This is a genomic window from Corynebacterium sp. MSK071 (assembly GCF_030232125.1).
GTDB lineage: Bacteria > Actinomycetota > Actinomycetes > Mycobacteriales > Mycobacteriaceae > Corynebacterium > Corynebacterium kefirresidentii.
Window position 1 is genome coordinate 94816 of sequence record NZ_JASPJA010000008.1, and the last position, 15625, is coordinate 110440.

The window sequence follows — 15625 nt, forward strand, 5'->3', positions numbered from 1 at the left end:
GACGGCATTCAGCTTTATGCCCTCTCGGATGCAATCGAGTCGTATCGTGATGCGGTCATAGAACAGGAGAATGCTGCCTTTACACCCTCGCGGGGCGAAGACTAATGGCCAAAAGCTCTGGTTCGCGTGGGCAGCGGGTGGGCTATATCCGGGTTTCCACAGTGGAGCAAAATAATCAGCGCCAGAAAGAACTACTCAATGCTTCCGGCAGGATTGACCGGTTCTTTGAGGATAAGATTTCCGGCCGCACTAAAACTGCACGCCCTGGACTGAGGGAGTGCATGACCTATGTGCGCGACGGTGACGAGCTCGTCGTGTCGTCGATTGACCGCCTCGCCCGTTCGCTGACAGATCTGCGCGGGATTGTTGATGAACTTACCGGCAAAGGTGTGACTGTTACTTTCCTGCATGAGAATCTTATCTTTGCGAAAGGCACCACGGACCCGCGTGCAGATTTAATGCTCGGCATTCTCGGTAGCTTCGCGGAGTTTGAGCGGGCCATTATCCGCGAGCGCCAGGCGGAGGGGATTGCGTTGGCGAAAAAGGCCGGCAAGTTCAAAGGCCGCAAACCTGCTCTAAGCCCAGAGCAGGTGGCGGAGATTAAGCGGCGCGTATTGGCGGGGGAGTCGAAAGCAGCCTTGGCGCGGGAATTCGGAGTCACTCGCCCTACGGTGTATCGGGCGTTGAAAAACGCCTAGGGCGGTGCAGCCGTATCGGTAAATCTGCGCACCTGTCAGTCCCGCCATACGGCAGAAAATACGCTAAAACACCCTCTTGGCACATGCCCGATATGTAGGGAAGTTATTCCGCACAGATTGTTCTCCTGTTATGAAACCTTCGCGATACAGATCGGCCACTCATCCAGTTTGTATTTCATATCACGCATATGAGCATTCCCTTCGTTAATTAGAGAAGGTACTTTTAGGATAAGTAATTTTCTACGAGTGGGAGACTCTATCATGCGGAAATACTGGACCAAAAACGCACTAGGCAAGACAATGGCTGCTCTACTTCTAATGGCTAATTTGTCTTAACCAGCTGCCAATGCATCTACCTCTGCCCCTACAGAAGATTTCGGGGTAATCCCAGGAACAGTGGAAAGCTATGACTCTACAGCGGAGGAAATCTTGTCAGAAGCTGCCGCTTCGAAGAACTTCGACACTTCTGTCGACTCGGAATTATCTTTCTTTGGAAATAAAGGCCCTTACACTATCGTGTCGCAGTGGACGGATAAGAATGGAAAGCTGGTTTACCTTCGGGAGAAGGCTCGGGCGAAAAACCAGAACAAACACGGTCTATCCATTCGTGCTTCACAAGCTTCAACAAAATATGCGCCAAAAAATTAAGCGCTCCGGCGACCGCTATGAATATCGCCTGCCCATGGATCATATTTCCTGCTCAGGTTGGGGACCTTTTAAGAAGTGCCGGAAAGTTGAAACCACAGACATATTAACGGTGGTTGGTTTCAACAAGATAAGGGACGGCAAACCTTACGGAGTTGTAACCACCCACTGCCTTGGCTACCAAGGCCGTTGCCCGCAATGGATTATCAATTCACCGCAGATAAAATAGCAAATGTACAAAACGATGCCTCAATCGTGGGCCACGGAGCTCGCTGGGAAAGACATTTCCGGGAAAGATATGTCCAACTATGACCTGACGGATATCAATCTCGAAGGAAGCATATGCAAAGGATGCTCGTTTCGCGGCTCCATGGTGGCATGGGCTAACTTGAAATCGGCGGAATTCACCGACGCAGATTTTACGAACGCAATTCTTAGCGAGTCAGACCTTCGTGGAGCGACATTAACGCGCGCGAATTTTACGAACGCATATCTGGTACCTGTTACCGCCAGTCCAAGGCAATTCTCTGAATGTACAGGTTGGGATGCAAGTAATGCGATACTTTATAGCCCCTGATTGCGCCTACGCGAATTCCGTTCAAGCCCTACGGTGTATCGGGCGTTGAAAAACGCATAGCTACCGCGATGGGGCGGGTGAATATACGCCCCACAGTACATGCCGTATGGCAGGACATATGTGTAGGCATATGGCACAACTACGCTTTAACAGAACGGACACGTATGTGTGAAGTGTCCCAGGTTTTGTTCCGTTTGAGTAGATGGGAAAATCTGGAACATGCCAAGGAAATTTGACCAGGATGCAAAGAACCGTGTGGTCCGTCTCGTGGAAGACCGCATCTTGGCGGAAAACATGTCGATGCAAGCCGCATGCCAGGCAGTAGCCCCAAAACTGGGGGTTTCGTGGCACACAGCTCGTCAATGGACTTAAGCCTTCCCGCCGTGCGGGAAACACTCCAGAACCTGTGCCTGAAGATTTGGCCGCCGAAAACGCGAGGCTACGCCGTGAAAATCACCAGCTACGCGACACCAATGAACTTTTAAAGGCTGCCTCGGCTTTTTTCGCGTCGGAACTCGACCCAAAACGTCGGAAATGATCTGGTTCATCGATGAATACCGGAATTGTTTCTCTGTTGAGTTCATTTATAAGACGTTGAAAAAACCGGGCTGGTGGGTTTATCACCTCGCGTGGATATCGCCAATCCAAGGCCCGTGGACTAAGTGCTCGTCGCCTTCGCGATGCTGCGCTGGTTGAACGCATTAGTGCTGTTCATCGGGATAATTACGGTGTTTATGGTGTGCGGAAAATGTGGCATGCTCTTCGCCGTGAAGGAATTGATATCGGTCGTGAACAAACTGCTCGGTTGATGCGCCTGGCCGGTGTTTCTGGCAAAGGCAAAGGCGGATCACCTATCACAACCCGAAAAGCTTAACGTGCCTGATCTGCGCCCAGACTTGGTCGAGCGTGAATTCAAAGCCCAGGGGCCGAACAAACTGTGGGTGGCTGACATTTGCGTATGTGCGCACGAAGAAAGGCTTTGTGTACGCCGCGTTTGTCACCGACGTTTACTCCCGACGGATCGTTGGGTGGGCGTTATCAGTCTCCATGCGTACCGAAGCACTGCCGCTGCAAGCTCTCAACCAGGCAATCGTGTGTGCTGAGGAAACAACAGGTCTCATTCACCATTCGGATCACGGCTCGCAGTATGTCAGCGTGGTCTACAACGAGCGACTTGCCCAGCACGGCATTGCAGCTTCCACCGGAACTGTTGGTGACTCCTATGACAATGCTCTTGCTGAAAACGTTAACGGCCCCTCACAAGAACGAGCTGATCCATACTCGCAGGTGGAATGACGTTGTCCAAGCAGAAATCGCTACGTTCGAGTGGGTGTCATGGTGGAACGAGACGAGACTTCACCAAAGCTTGGGATACCGAACCCCAGTCGAAGTGGAAACCGAATTTTGGAAGCAGAACCCGCCGCAAGCAATAATAGAAATCAAGGCAAATGCCTAGGAACAAAACTTGGGGCACTTCATTCATTTATTTATCCTTTCTTGCCCCAAAGGCTAAATCCACCTTTGTGAGGTGTTCTGTGTGCGCCTTTTTCAACTAGCTGCATTCTTCCAGTCTCCTGATGGTGGTGCCAGGTCAACCCGTTAGCAGAGCGATACTCTTGCGAGGCTTAGTTTGCCGGCCGCAGCGCTTTAGTTTTAAGCAGCCGGATCACCATCCACGTACCAGCCGTGGCGAAGATTCCTATCAGCACCGTCGCAAGAATATAGCGGGCAGGGGAATCCGCGTTCATGGGCCATGCGGGGAAGGCGATCAACCACAGCGGGGTTCTAGCGAGGACGTCTCCGCCCAAGGTCACGGAGACGATAGTGCAGACGATGCACAGTGCCAGGCCACTCATGATGCCCAGACGAATCACGATGAGAAGAGAGAATACCGAAATCACATATCCCACCCCAATGGCTAGGGGCAGTTGGACGGCCGTCGTCGAAGCTGAGCTGCCAGAAGCACTAAGTGCGAGCGAAGCGCCCACGCATACTGTGGATACTATCCCGAAAAGCCACCAGAGGAGCGCGCTGGAACAATGGCGGGATTCAATGTGGCTGAGTGGCCATACCGGCGCGAGTAATGGCCACACCACAACCGGTAACACACCCGCTCCTACAGGGAGAAGCAGAAAAATAAAGAAGCCCTGGACATAAGTCGGAGGGTAGAAAAGGACAAGAAATAGCAGTGCCAAGGCACTTAACGCCAAGCAGGCGATAACCGCTGGGCTGCACGCCGCTCGGTGGAGACCAACCAGCGCGCCTACCAAGCGGGGGCGGGCGGTGGCACGCGGTGCTGTGGCTGGGCGCCATGTGGCAGTGGTGCCGCTGGAGGCAGCGGTCGTCTGGCCGCGGCGAGGTAAAGCGAGACGGCGCAGGCGGCGCGGAGTGACGATGGCCGCATAGACGCTCACTGCTGCGAGAAGTAGCGTCAGAGCGAGGGCCGGCAGCGGACTTTCTTGCAGGAGTGGATCGCCTGGATCCAAGGGCACGGAATTTTGATGAATGTGCAGTGAATGAAGCATTAGCCGCATGGGCCAAGCTGGTGGAAAAGCCCACCACGTAGGGCCTTCGACGACCTTGGAGGTCACGCTTGAAACCTGCCAGATAACGCTGAGTATTAGTGTCGCGCCAAGGCCATAGCGCCGCGAGCAGGCAGAAGCAAGACCAGCAATGCCAATAGCACCGAGGACGGAATACAGCCCGGCGAGTGCCACAAGGTGGTGCTGTTCGCGGCCTTGTGCGAACACTACTGCCCAGGACACCCCAAAGTTGAGGAGATGGAACGCGCCCAGGCTGGCGAGCACTACAACTAAGCGGGCAATGTGTTCGTAACGAGTAGTGAGGCGGCGCCACAAGGTGCCGCCGCCACGGGCAAGAACCTCACGGCGCTCTGTAACCGCGGCAAATACCGCAACGAGCGGCGCGTACATGCCGGTGACAAACATAGATTGCCAGCCGAGAACACCGGTAGCATCCTTAGCCGGGGAAGCGATAGCAGAAAAGACTATGGTCATTAGCGCAAGCGGTAAGGCGAGAAGAGGTAGCCACTGCACAGCGCTGCCACGGCTGCGCAGCAACTCTGCCGAAAGGTAGCGCTTAAACATCGGCCTCACCACCCAGGGAGGTGAGGCGGAAGAACTCGGACTCCAATTGGCCGCTGGGGGCAAGCTCCTGCAAGGACCCGGAATAGCGAATGGTGCCCTGAGACAAAATGGTGATGTCGTCGGCCAAATGAAGGACCTCGCCAAGCTGATGAGAGCTGACCACAACAGTGTGGCCGGCTGCTGCCAAGTCTCGCAGCAAAGTACGCAGCTCCACTATGCCCTGTGGATCAAGACAATTTTGAGGTTCATCCAGCAGCAAAATTTCCGGATCCCCTAATAAAGCCTGCGCCAATGCCAAGCGGGCCTTCATACCGGTGGAAAAGGATTTGGCTTTCTTAGAACCGACCTCGGCGAGTCCCGCAATGGCTAAAACACGCTCTACCTCAGACTCCGGCAGGCCTAGCAAGCGGGTATGTACGCGCAGGTTGGCAGCGGCGGAAAGATGCCCGTAGAAGGCGGGCCCGTTCACGGATGCCCCCACGTGGTCGAGTACTTCACGTGACCAAGGAGCACCAGCCACGCGTACTATTCCGGAATCTGCCGGCAGCAGGCCAAGGAAGATGGAAAAGAGGGTGGATTTTCCGGCCCCGTTGCGTCCAAGAAGGGCGTGGACTCGGCCAGGGGTGATACGAAAATCCACATCCCGCAGTACCGCGTGGGAGCCAAAGGATTTGCTGACGCGTTCAAAGGAGATCTCAAAACTCATACCGCCTAGTCTCGCGGCACAGCGCCGCAATCACCTCCGCCTAGGCTATGGACCTTAGCGCGAAGTTCTCCTACCACGGTAGGAGGCTTAGGCGATGCCAGCCTTTTGCGCCAAGAGCACTAGAGCTACGCGGTCGCGTGCAGCCAGTTTGGAAAGCAGAGAGGAAATATGTGTCTTGACAGTCGTATCCGCGATGACCATTTCACGGGCAATTTCCGCGTTGGTGGCACCGCGGGCGATGAGGGCTAGGACTTCTCGCTCGCGACGGGTGACAAGGCTTAAGCCCTGGCGCTCTTGCGCGCTCAGCTGCCCGCGCGCAATTGCGGCGCGGTAGGTCTGCAAGACTGGGCCGGTTACCTTAGCGGCTAGGACCGATTCGCCCTTGGCGACGTCGCGCACCGCTCCCACCAGTACATCCGGGTCGGCGTCTTTGAGGAGAAACCCATGCGCGCCAGCGGCGATAGATTGAGCCACCAAATCATCTTCATTAAACGTAGTGAGCATGATGATTCGGCAGTCAGGCACCCGAGAAAGGATGGCTTGAGCCGCGGCAATGCCGTCCATTCCGGGCATTCGGATATCTAGGATGGCGACGTCAATGCGGTGGCTTATCGCGGCGGTAACGGCTTCGTTGCCGGTGTGCGCGGTGGTAACGACCTCAATATCATCCTGAGCATTGAGGATCGTGGACAAAGCGGCGGCGAGCAGCGCTTGGTCATCGGCAAGCAGTACACGAATCTTAGACACGGTTTTCCCTCTGCAACGGAAGTTCGGCGAGCAGGGTGAATTTTGTGGCATCGCCCCAGCTCTCTAGCTTTCCACCCAATGCGTTGGCACGTTCTTCCACACCGATCAGGCCCACGCCGCTACCTGGGACTTCGCTGGGAGTCGGGGAGGGAGTGGAAGAAATTAGGGTGAGTCGGGCGACGTCGGCAAGCGCAAGCTCCACATCCACCTGGGTTCCTGGGCCCTGGTGGCGCAACGCGTTGGTCAAACCCTCAGAAATGATGCGCACCAACGCCAATTGCGTAAGTGCTGGAGCCTCGTAGGCCTCAGGTATATGCGCGTTAATGTCCAAGCCTGCCGCCCGGAAGCCATCGATAATAACCTCGATGTGTTCTAGCTGCGTGGTGGGCTCCAGAGAGGTTGGTCCGGTGCTTCGCAGTGCAGTGACGATGCCGCGGACCTCTTCCAAAGCAGAATCCGCGCCATCACGAATACTGGCCAGCGCATCGTGGGCAGCCTCAGTGTTTGCACGAGCGGCAATGATCCCGGCGTTTGCCTGAACCTTGATCAACGTGAGGGAATGAGCGAGTACATCATGCAGCTCCCGTGCGATGAGCAGGCGTTCTTCTTCTTGGGCTTGGCGAAACCGCTCATGCGCTAGCCGCTCGCGCTGGCGTGCTAAATCGAAGTAGCGCGCAGCTATAAAATATGTGCTGCCTAGAACCGCCCAGTGCACGACCAACATGGCCAAGTAGCGGCGGTCCAGTTGGTAATGCAAAAAGAAAGACTCCGGATCTATGCGCCACATGAATGGCGAAATGAAGGAGCCAAGAATAGTGAGAGCCAGTACCGTGCGGGGAATGGCGCGGCGTGTGACATAGCGGGAGGTGGCATACACCGCCATGGGTGCAGTAAGCGCCCACGGGGTAATTCCCAGGTTAGTGGGAAGCTGGCTCATCCAAGCCATCGCCCAAGCTGCGAGAAGCACGATAAAGCCCGTGGCGCTGAGCACGGGACGGCTCCGCCAGACCCACATAAATGGCAGGAATAGCAACGATAGACCTGCCTGAATAATCTCAATTATGCTGGGATTCTTCGCGGCAGAAATGACATAAAATAGCGCAATGAGCACCGCCACCGCAGTGAGGATTTTATCTCCTAAACGCGCTTCCGCGACGGTGTCAGTGCTCATGATTGAAGATAGTAATACGGCCGGTGCTGCTACTTCTTCTTATCCTTCTTCTTGCCCTTCTTTGAGGTTTTCTTCGCCGTCTTCTGCTCGGACTTGCGCTCCAGCTTGGCTGCTACATCAGGCACATAGCGGAACTCTTCGCGGGCGGGGCGCTCGTAGGTCTCGCCATCAGATTCAGGGCGCTGCGGGATTTCAGGCATCTTGCGCTCGATCTTCTCGTAGGGAATGGTGCTGAGAAGGTGCGAGATGACATTGATACGCGAGCGCTTCTTGTCTTCCGATTCCACGGTGTACCACGGGGCGGTTGGGGTATCGGTGTGAATGAACATGGCATCCTTCGCGCGGGAATAGTCCTCCCAGCGGGTAATGGATTGCAGGTCCATAGGGGAGAGCTTCCAGCGGCGTAGCGGATCATTGCGGCGGGACTCAAAGCGCTTAATCTGCTCCTCATCGGAGACAGAGAACCAGTACTTGCGCAGCATGATGCCGTCTTCTACCAGCATCTGCTCAAAGGTAGGTGCCTGGTGGAGGAAGCGGACGTATTCCTGATCGGTGCAAAAGCCCATGACGCGTTCGACGCCGGCGCGGTTGTACCAGGAGCGGTCAAAGATGACAATTTCGCCCTTCGTTGGCAGCTTTTCCACATAGCGCTGGAAGTACCACTGGCCCTGCTCACGGGAGTTCGGGGCGGGCAGCGCCTCGACGCGGCACGTACGTGGGTTGAGGTACTGGGTGATGCGCTTGATAGCAGAGCCTTTGCCGGCGGCGTCGCGGCCTTCCATGATGATGACGACGCGGGCCCCGGTTTCAACGACCCACTGCTGCATGTCCACGAGTTCTGCCTGAAGGCGCTCGAGTTCCTTCTCGTAGGCCTTCTTGTTGAGTTTCTTAGGGGCTTTACTGCTCTTTGTGCTCATTGTCTCAGCTTAACCGCCGTTGATAGCAGGGGAGAAAACTGCACCGCCCTCGTTGGAGTGAGAATCTGGGCACAGTCTAAGAGCAGGTACAGCCTGGACCGCAGCCTGGTTCGCCGAAAAAAGTTGTATTGGAAATATGCCCCAAGCCCTCAATAGCAATGGTGACATTTTGACCATCTTGAATAAACTGCTGCGGCTCCCGTGCAAATCCAACGCCCTCTGGGGTACCGGTAACGATGACGTCTCCCGGATTGAGCGGGTAAAGCTGCGAGCAAAACTCGATCAGCTCAGCAACTGAAAAGATAAGGTCATCGGTGTTATCGCGCTGCCTTTCTTCGCCGCCCACGGTAGTAGTAAGTAAAGCACCAGAACCAGGTGCCCATTCCTCCGCGGTGGTGAGCCACGGGCCGAAGCCTGCGGTGCGATAGAAGGACTTACCGGCATGGAACTGGCTCGTCTGACGCTGGAAATCGCGCAGCGTGTAGTCATTCATGATGGCATAGCCGGCGACATAGTCGAGCGCCTCATTCCGGTTCACGCGGTGGGCGCGCTCGCCGATAATGACCGCCAGCTCGCCTTCATAATCCAGCTTCTGTGTGGCATATTCTGGAATGAGGACATCATCATAGGGGCCGGTGAGGGCATCGGCGAACTTGATGAACAAGGTGGGGTGTTCGGGGAATTCGCGTCCCATTTCGCGGATGTGTTTGGCGTAGTTAAGCCCGACGCAGATAATCTTGCCGGGATTCGGGACTACGGCCTCCAAGTCGGCGTGGTCGAAGACCACGGGTTCGCCGGAAAGCTGTGCGGCTTTTCGCCAGTCCTCGCTGCGTAGCAGCTGGCCCACATCCTCATAATCCAATTCGACACCCACGTTATCGCCGTCGATGCGGATAGCGGAAGTGCCAAAGCCGGTGCGGAGGGTAGCCAGTTGCATGGCGACTATCCTACGCGCAGGATCTCATCCACCGCGTTCGCGCAGATAATGGGGATCTCCACCTTTTCCTGCTTTGCCCAAGGCTTGAGCACAAACGACGCCGGATCCATACGGCCTGGTGGGCGCCCAATGCCAATCGAAAGGCGCTTATAGTCCTTTGTCCCCAGGGACTTGGTGGTGGAGCGCAAACCATTATGGCCGTGGTCGCCGCCGCCGTCGCGGAGTTTAATGGTGCCAAAATCGAGCTCCAGTTCATCGTGGACGACGATGATATCGGCGGCGGAGAGATGAAAATATTGGCTAAGGGCTTTGATCGGCCCGCCGGAGAGGTTCATGAAAGACCGTGGCTTAGCACAGATAATCTTGCGGCCACCTGTCATGCCCTCGGCGACCTCGGTATTGGTCTTCTTGTGCACCGAAAAGCTGCTCATGAGCTCGCCAGCGAGTTCTTCAGCTACATCGAAACCGATATTGTGGCGGGTTCCTGCGTACCTGGGGCCAGGGTTGCCAAGGCCTACTACGAGAAGTGGAGTCACGCGCTCAATTGTCTCATACAGCGAAAGGAAAACGGCGAAACCGCCGCGAGGTGCATTTCTCACGGCGGTTTACGTACAGGAAGGGGAAGGGATTACTCCTCTTCAGAGTCAGAGGACTTTTCGTCCTCATCTGCGGACTCGGCACCAGCGTCAGCGCCGCCTTCCTCAGCAGCCTCGGCTGCTTCCTCGAGCTCCTCATCAACCTCAGGCAGGGAGATGGATACGATGACGGTGTCTTCTTCTGCCACCAAGGTGGTGTCTTCCGGCATGGTGACATCGGCAGCGGTGATAACCGCGCCGTCCTCGAGGCCCTCGATGGAAACCTCGAGCTCCTCCGGAATGCTCAGTACGTCTGCCTCAACCAGCAGTACGTCAGCATCCTGGATGTGCATAGTGCCTGGGGCCGGCTCGCCGGTCAGGGTAACCGGAACCTCAACCTCAACCTTCTCGCCACGCTTAATAGCAAGCAGGTCAACGTGGTCGATGTCGAAGGTCAGGACGTTCTGATCAACGTGCTTAACCATGGTCAGGTACTGCTCGCCGTCGATCTCCAGCTCCAAAACGGCGTTGACACCGTTGTTGCGGACGAGGGACTGGATGTCCAGCAGCGGAACTGCGAAGTGAACCGGCTCCTGGTGGGCACCGTAGATGACGCCTGGGACCTTCCAGTCGCGGCGCAGGCGGCGTGCGACACCCTTGCCAAACTCGGTACGTGCTTCAGCCTTGATTACTGGGCGCTGTGCCATGCTTCATTCTCCTTAGTCAAAGTAGTGCGGCGCGGCCAACGCGATAAAACGACGAAAGCCTGCCGATGGACGTCTTGGACGAGTCATCGCAGGCGTATATAAAAGCAACGTGCTCTAACTTCAATCGCGTCGATAACGGCTTCCTCATCCTGAGGTCGCCCTCGCCGAGACTGAGTTAGATTAGCACGCGTACCGTTAGCAAATCAAAAGCCGCCGAAGTAAATTCTCGGCGGCTAGTGATAGTAGATCATGTTTAGGCGCGATCAAACAAGGTGGTGACAGAACCATTCTCGAAGATCTCGTGGATGGTCTGTGCCAGCAGCGGTGCGATGGACAGCACCGTGAGGTTGGACCAGCCCGCGGTGGACTGCGGCAGGGTATCGGTGGTGATAACTTCCTCCGCACCGCATTCAGAAAGGCGCTCGCGGGCGGGATCGGAAAAGACGCCGTGGGTGCAGGCAATGACAACCTTCTTGGCGCCTGCATCCTTGAGTACGCGCACGGCGCCAGCAATGGTGCCGCCGGTGTCAATCATGTCGTCGAGAAGCACGCAGTCCTTGTCCTCAACATCGCCGACCACGCGGTTGGACACCGTCTTATTGGCCTCGGTATTGGAGCGGGTCTTGTGCACGAAGGCCAGCGGGGCATCGCCCAAGTCATGTGCCCACTTTTCCGCAACCTTTACACGGCCGGCATCCGGGGAGACCACGGTGATGTTATCGGTGGCGTACTTGGACTTGATGTAATCAGTCAGGATGGGCTGAGCGTGCATGTGATCGACAGGGCCATCGAAGAAGCCCTGAATCTGATCGGTGTGCAGGTCCACGGAGACGATGCGGTCCGCGCCGGCAGCCTGCAGTAGGTCTGCCACTAGGCGAGCGGAAATCGGCTCGCGGCCCAAGTGCTTCTTATCCTGACGTGCATAGGGATAGAAAGGCAGGATGGCGGTGATGCGCTTAGCAGAGCCACGCTTGAGAGCATCAATCATGATGAGCTGTTCCACCAGCCACTTATTGAGAGGCTGGGTATGAGACTGCATCACAAAGCAATCTGCACCACGCACGGACTCTTCAAAGCGGATGAAGATTTCGCCGTTAGCGAAATCGCGGGCGGTAGTAGGAACCAGATCGGTCTTGAGCTCCTTAGCTACAGCCTCCGCCAGCTCTGGGTGTGCACGCCCAGAGAAGAGCTTCATGTTCTTGCTGCTACCAGTTACCTTGCCAGTCATGGGAGAATATGCCCCTTACTTTTCGTTGTCCTGCGCACGGGCTGCGGCCTCAGCCGCGGGAGTACCCGGACGCTTCTTTTGAACCCAGCCCTCGATGTTGCGCTGTTTGCCACCGGAGACTGCGAGTGCTCCCGCAGGAACATCGTCTTTAATTACTGTACCCGCCCCGGAGTACGCGCCATCACCGACATTGACCGGAGCGATAAACATTGTGTCAGAACCGGTGCGCACGTGGCTGCCGATGGTGGTGTGGTGCTTGTTCACCCCGTCGTAGTTTACAAAGACGGAAGATGCGCCAATATTGGACTGCTCGCCCACGGTGGCATCGCCAATATAGGTCAAGTGCGGCACCTTGGAGCCACGCCCAATCTGTGCATTTTTCGCCTCTACGAAGCCGCCGAGCTTTCCATCCTCGCCCACCACGGTCTTCGGGCGGATATAGGTAAACGGGCCTACCTTAGCGTTGGTGCCGATGACAGAATCGCTGCCATGGGTGCGCACGACGGAAGCGCCCTCGCCCACTTGCATATTGGTCAGGGTGGTATCGGGGCCAATCTCGGCATTATCGGCGATGCTGGTCGCTCCCCACAGCTGGGTGCCGGGGTGAATGATGACATCGGAGCCCACGGTGACATTGACACCAATCCAGGTGGTCTCCGGATCTACGATGGTGGCTCCGCCGCGCATCGCCTTTTCCACCATGCGTCGGTTGAGCTCGCGGCCGGCAGCGGCGAGCTGCACGCGGTCATTGACGCCCGCCAGTTCGGCCGGATCCGCTGCCACATGCGCGCCGACGCCGTGTCCAGCGGTGCGGGCGATCTCGAGCACATCGGTGATGTATAGCTCGCCTTGGGCGTTATTGGAGTCGAGCTTCTGGAGGGCGTCGGCAAGCACGCGGCCGTCAAAAGCGAAGACGCCGGAGTTGACCTCATCGACTCGGCGCTGCTCTTCGGAGGCGTCCTTTTGCTCGACAATGGCGGACACGCTGCCGTCCTCAGCGCGGATGATACGGCCGTAGCCGGTGGGATCCTCTAAGCGCATGGATAGCACCGTTACCGCATTGCCCTGGTCGGTGTGGGTAGCGCGCAGGCCCTCGATGGTCTCTGGGGTAAGTAGCGGTACGTCGCCATTAGTGACGATGATGGTGCCCTCAAACTCCGGAATCGGCTCCAAGCCGCAGGCCACTGCGTGGCCGGTGCCCAGCTGTTCTTCCTGTACTGCCTGCAGCACTTCGCAGTCCAGCTCCTGGGAGATGGCATCCACAGCGGGGGAGACCTGGTCGCGTTGGTGGCCTACCACCGTGACAATGCGTTCCGGATTAATCCCGGCCGCGGCATGCAGAGCGTGGCCGAGCAAGCTGCGCCCGCCAATCTCGTGCAAGGTCTTTTGCTTGGTGGATTTCATGCGGGTACCGGCACCAGCCGCAAGGACGACCACGGCACACGGGGTTGTTGCTACCACGGGTTTTTGAGCTCCTGGGGGTCGAGTCTAATTCTTATTCGGACTACATCCTATAGCCCGAGTGCGATTTATGTGTGAGAAACCTCTTTCAGGCTGCGGGCGCGCCACACCCCGAGAAAGCCGATGAGGGCGAGGAATAGCAGGGCCGCCTCTGGCCCGGCCAGCGCCACCACGGAGGAAATGCCACCGACGATGAGCAAGATGATGCCCATCATCGTATTAGCCGCACCTACGTATTGGGTGCGCTTATCGCCACCGGCCATATCCACCACGTAGGTCTTTCGCGCCACTCGAATGGCCGTGTGCGCCAGATTCACAGCGAAAAAGCCAATGGGCATGACCCAGGCATTGACCCCATCTGGGGCCCAATGTGAGCTGGCGACCAAGAGCACCAGCACGATGGAAGCCACGGCCGCTCCCACCGCCATGGTGTTTTTGGAGGACTTATCGGAATACACCCCGGAGATTCGCCCGCCCACCAGCGAGGCTAGCCCCGAGGCAAGCACGAATCCGTAGAGCCCGGACAGGTTGGTGCTAAGCAGCACGATAAAAGAAGTTGAAAGCGCCGATACCAACAGCAGCGCGCGGACGATGACAAAGTTGCGAAATTGTCCGTCGCTAGTAAAAAGCTGCAAGGTATCTTTCCACCACTGCTTATCGATGCCCCCTTCGGTTTCCTCTGGCACCGGCTCATCCACGCCCGAAAATACCCACGCGGCGATGGCCCACGTGGCCGCGCCAACGCCGAGGACCGTGCCCATCACGGGGATACTGAGCTCACCCAAAAAGTAAAGGATAACGCCGGTCAGCAAAGTGGCACCGCCTCCGAGTGCTGCCGCGCTACCGGTTACTCGGCCGCGCGCACCCTTGGAAATCGTGCGCGCCTGTACGTCCTTGCCCGCAATCGAGCACAGTGCGCGGAAAAGGGAAAGGGCCGCCAAGGCCAGCAGTGTTACTACACCCAGTGCCGTTCCGCGAATAAAAAATGCCGCTAGCGCGATGACCGCGGCGGACAGTGCTTGACCCAGTGAACCGATGATCCACAGGCGCTTGCGGGCCCTATGCGTAGTCACCCACGGGGTCAGCGCCGCCTGCGGCAGCATCGAACCAGATTCGCGAATAGGGGTGAGCAAACCGGTAAAGAAGGCAGGCACGCCGGCTGCACTAAAAAGCGCTGGCAGCACCGTCTTGGCTGCCACAATCTGATCGCCCAAATTTTGCAGGCCATTGGACCAGATGAAATACCGGGCATTGGATTGAGACATGAGAAATTCGATCTTTCAGAGAAACGAGTTGGTTAAATTAAAGCCATGTTGACACGCCGGAGACTAAAACACGGCCGCAGTCACGCCGAAATTCTACCCGCGCGGCAGGAGGCCTAAGAATCATGCATGATGTTGATCCCCTCATCAATTCCCTCTATCAAGCCTTTGACCTCCTTGGCGTGGTGCTAAACGGCATCATTGGTGGCACCATTGCCCGCCGCCGCGAATTCGACATCGTGGGTTTTGTATTCCTCGCCCTCTTTTCTGGGCTGGCCGGTGGCATGATTCGTGACATGCTCATCGCAGATGGGGCAGCGGCTGCGATTTCAGATCCGTGGTACCTCGGACTCGCCTGTGGAGGAGCCCTCGTTGCGTTTCTTATCGATCTTAAGGGCAAGGCATGGGAGCTTTTCCGCGAACATGGTGATGCCATCATCCTCGGCGTGTGGTCCACTACCGGTTGCGTCAAAGCACTCACGCACGGCATGCCACTTATTCCCTGCGTTTTCCTTGGCGTGCTTACCGCGGTGGGCGGCGGAATGGTTCGCGACGTAGCTTCTGGGCAAATCCCCTCTATCTTCGGCGGCAGCCCTCTTTATGCCGTGCCGTCCATCCTGACCGGCATCGTTATGGTGACCTTCGCCCACAACGGGCAATTTGCCCTCGGCATGATCATTTCCCCCATCGTCGGAAGCGGCATGGCCATCTTGTCTTATTGGCGCGGCTGGGTGTTGCCCCGCGCTGGTGTAGCCCCCGTTAATTACACCGCGGCCCAGGTGGCTGCGATTGCGAAGAAAGCCGAGCTCAAAGGCTTTCGACGCGGCAGGAAGAAAAACTAAAAAAGCTTCCCCACCAGGACTCGAACCTAGAATGACGGTACCAAA

The 15625-nt window shown here is 56.8% G+C and carries 18 protein-coding genes and 2 pseudogenes; 8 read left to right on the top strand and 12 right to left on the bottom strand.

Annotated elements, in window-relative coordinates:
• Window positions 1-104 precede the first annotated feature (104 nt).
• The 7 genes and pseudogenes from QP990_RS08240 to QP990_RS12360 all read left to right on the top strand — a co-directional run bounded on the left by QP990_RS08240 (window position 105) and on the right by QP990_RS12360 (window position 3376).
• Window positions 105-698 (top strand): recombinase family protein, encoded by a 594-nt coding sequence (locus QP990_RS08240; protein ID WP_284799022.1) that lies wholly within the window; start codon window positions 105-107, stop codon window positions 696-698.
• A gap of 538 nt (window positions 699-1236) precedes the next feature.
• The gene (locus QP990_RS08245) at window positions 1237-1572 is read left to right on the top strand and encodes a hypothetical protein (protein ID WP_284799024.1); all 336 of its coding nucleotides are present in this window, start codon (window positions 1237-1239) and stop codon (window positions 1570-1572) included.
• A gap of 69 nt (window positions 1573-1641) precedes the next feature.
• Window positions 1642-1920: a pentapeptide repeat-containing protein gene (locus tag QP990_RS12350; RefSeq protein WP_349839577.1), complete on the top strand. Its 279-nt coding sequence runs from the start codon at window positions 1642-1644 to the stop codon at window positions 1918-1920.
• 164 nt (window positions 1921-2084) lie between these two features.
• Window positions 2085-2292, top strand: a pseudogene (locus QP990_RS08250) (hypothetical protein).
• Window positions 2293-2659: 367 nt separating this feature from the next.
• On the top strand, window positions 2660-2794 hold the full coding sequence (locus tag QP990_RS12355) for an IS3 family transposase (RefSeq protein ID WP_396127279.1): 135 nt from the start codon (window positions 2660-2662) through the stop codon (window positions 2792-2794).
• Window positions 2795-2880: 86 nt separating this feature from the next.
• Window positions 2881-3216, top strand: a complete 336-nt coding sequence (locus tag QP990_RS08255) for a DDE-type integrase/transposase/recombinase (protein WP_284799027.1) — start codon at window positions 2881-2883, stop codon at window positions 3214-3216.
• Complete coding sequence (locus QP990_RS12360; protein ID WP_349839573.1) at window positions 3149-3376, top strand: integrase core domain-containing protein; 228 nt, start codon at window positions 3149-3151, stop codon at window positions 3374-3376. Before QP990_RS08255 ends, QP990_RS12360 begins: the two co-directional genes overlap by 68 nt.
• A 31-nt stretch (window positions 3377-3407) precedes the next feature.
• Here QP990_RS12360 and QP990_RS12365 read toward each other — a convergent pair.
• From QP990_RS12365 to QP990_RS08310, 12 genes and pseudogenes are all read right to left on the bottom strand, one after another.
• Window positions 3408-3527, bottom strand: a pseudogene (locus tag QP990_RS12365) (HNH endonuclease); the annotation flags it as partial.
• Between the two features lie 18 nt (window positions 3528-3545).
• Complete coding sequence (locus tag QP990_RS08260) at window positions 3546-5027, bottom strand: hypothetical protein (RefSeq protein ID WP_284799029.1); 1482 nt, start codon at window positions 5025-5027, stop codon at window positions 3546-3548.
• On the bottom strand, window positions 5020-5733 hold the full coding sequence (locus tag QP990_RS08265; protein ID WP_284799032.1) for an ATP-binding cassette domain-containing protein: 714 nt from the start codon (window positions 5731-5733) through the stop codon (window positions 5020-5022). The genes QP990_RS08260 and QP990_RS08265 overlap by 8 nt, the downstream gene beginning before the upstream one ends.
• 87 nt (window positions 5734-5820) lie before the next feature.
• Window positions 5821-6480, bottom strand: coding sequence for a response regulator transcription factor (locus tag QP990_RS08270; protein WP_023021925.1), 660 nt, complete (start codon window positions 6478-6480; stop codon window positions 5821-5823).
• Entirely contained in the window at window positions 6473-7651 is a 1179-nt protein-coding gene (locus QP990_RS08275) for a sensor histidine kinase (protein ID WP_284799036.1), read from the bottom strand. The genes QP990_RS08270 and QP990_RS08275 overlap by 8 nt, the downstream gene beginning before the upstream one ends.
• A gap of 29 nt (window positions 7652-7680) precedes the next feature.
• Window positions 7681-8568, bottom strand: coding sequence for a polyphosphate kinase 2 (ppk2, locus tag QP990_RS08280; protein ID WP_086588148.1), 888 nt, complete (start codon window positions 8566-8568; stop codon window positions 7681-7683).
• 76 nt (window positions 8569-8644) lie between these two features.
• On the bottom strand, window positions 8645-9505 hold the full coding sequence (locus QP990_RS08285; protein WP_248099078.1) for a fumarylacetoacetate hydrolase family protein: 861 nt from the start codon (window positions 9503-9505) through the stop codon (window positions 8645-8647).
• A gap of 5 nt (window positions 9506-9510) precedes the next feature.
• The gene (gene pth / locus QP990_RS08290; protein WP_248099077.1) at window positions 9511-10041 is read right to left on the bottom strand and encodes an aminoacyl-tRNA hydrolase; all 531 of its coding nucleotides are present in this window, start codon (window positions 10039-10041) and stop codon (window positions 9511-9513) included.
• 92 nt (window positions 10042-10133) lie between these two features.
• Window positions 10134-10787: a 50S ribosomal protein L25/general stress protein Ctc gene (locus QP990_RS08295; RefSeq protein WP_248099075.1), complete on the bottom strand. Its 654-nt coding sequence runs from the start codon at window positions 10785-10787 to the stop codon at window positions 10134-10136.
• A 253-nt stretch (window positions 10788-11040) separates the two neighbouring features.
• Window positions 11041-12015, bottom strand: a complete 975-nt coding sequence (locus tag QP990_RS08300; protein WP_284799041.1) for a ribose-phosphate diphosphokinase — start codon at window positions 12013-12015, stop codon at window positions 11041-11043.
• A 15-nt stretch (window positions 12016-12030) separates the two neighbouring features.
• Complete coding sequence (gene glmU, locus QP990_RS08305; RefSeq protein WP_284799044.1) at window positions 12031-13476, bottom strand: bifunctional UDP-N-acetylglucosamine diphosphorylase/glucosamine-1-phosphate N-acetyltransferase GlmU; 1446 nt, start codon at window positions 13474-13476, stop codon at window positions 12031-12033.
• 68 nt (window positions 13477-13544) lie between these two features.
• Window positions 13545-14741 carry an MFS transporter gene (locus tag QP990_RS08310; protein WP_284799047.1) on the bottom strand — a complete coding sequence of 399 codons (1197 nt, stop codon included), beginning with the start codon at window positions 14739-14741 and terminating at the stop codon, window positions 13545-13547.
• Window positions 14742-14863: 122 nt separating this feature from the next.
• Here QP990_RS08310 and QP990_RS08315 point away from each other — a divergent pair, with 122 nt between their 5' ends.
• Window positions 14864-15580 carry a trimeric intracellular cation channel family protein gene (locus QP990_RS08315; RefSeq protein WP_023021917.1) on the top strand — a complete coding sequence of 239 codons (717 nt, stop codon included), beginning with the start codon at window positions 14864-14866 and terminating at the stop codon, window positions 15578-15580.
• The last annotated feature ends 45 nt before the right edge of the window (window positions 15581-15625 follow it).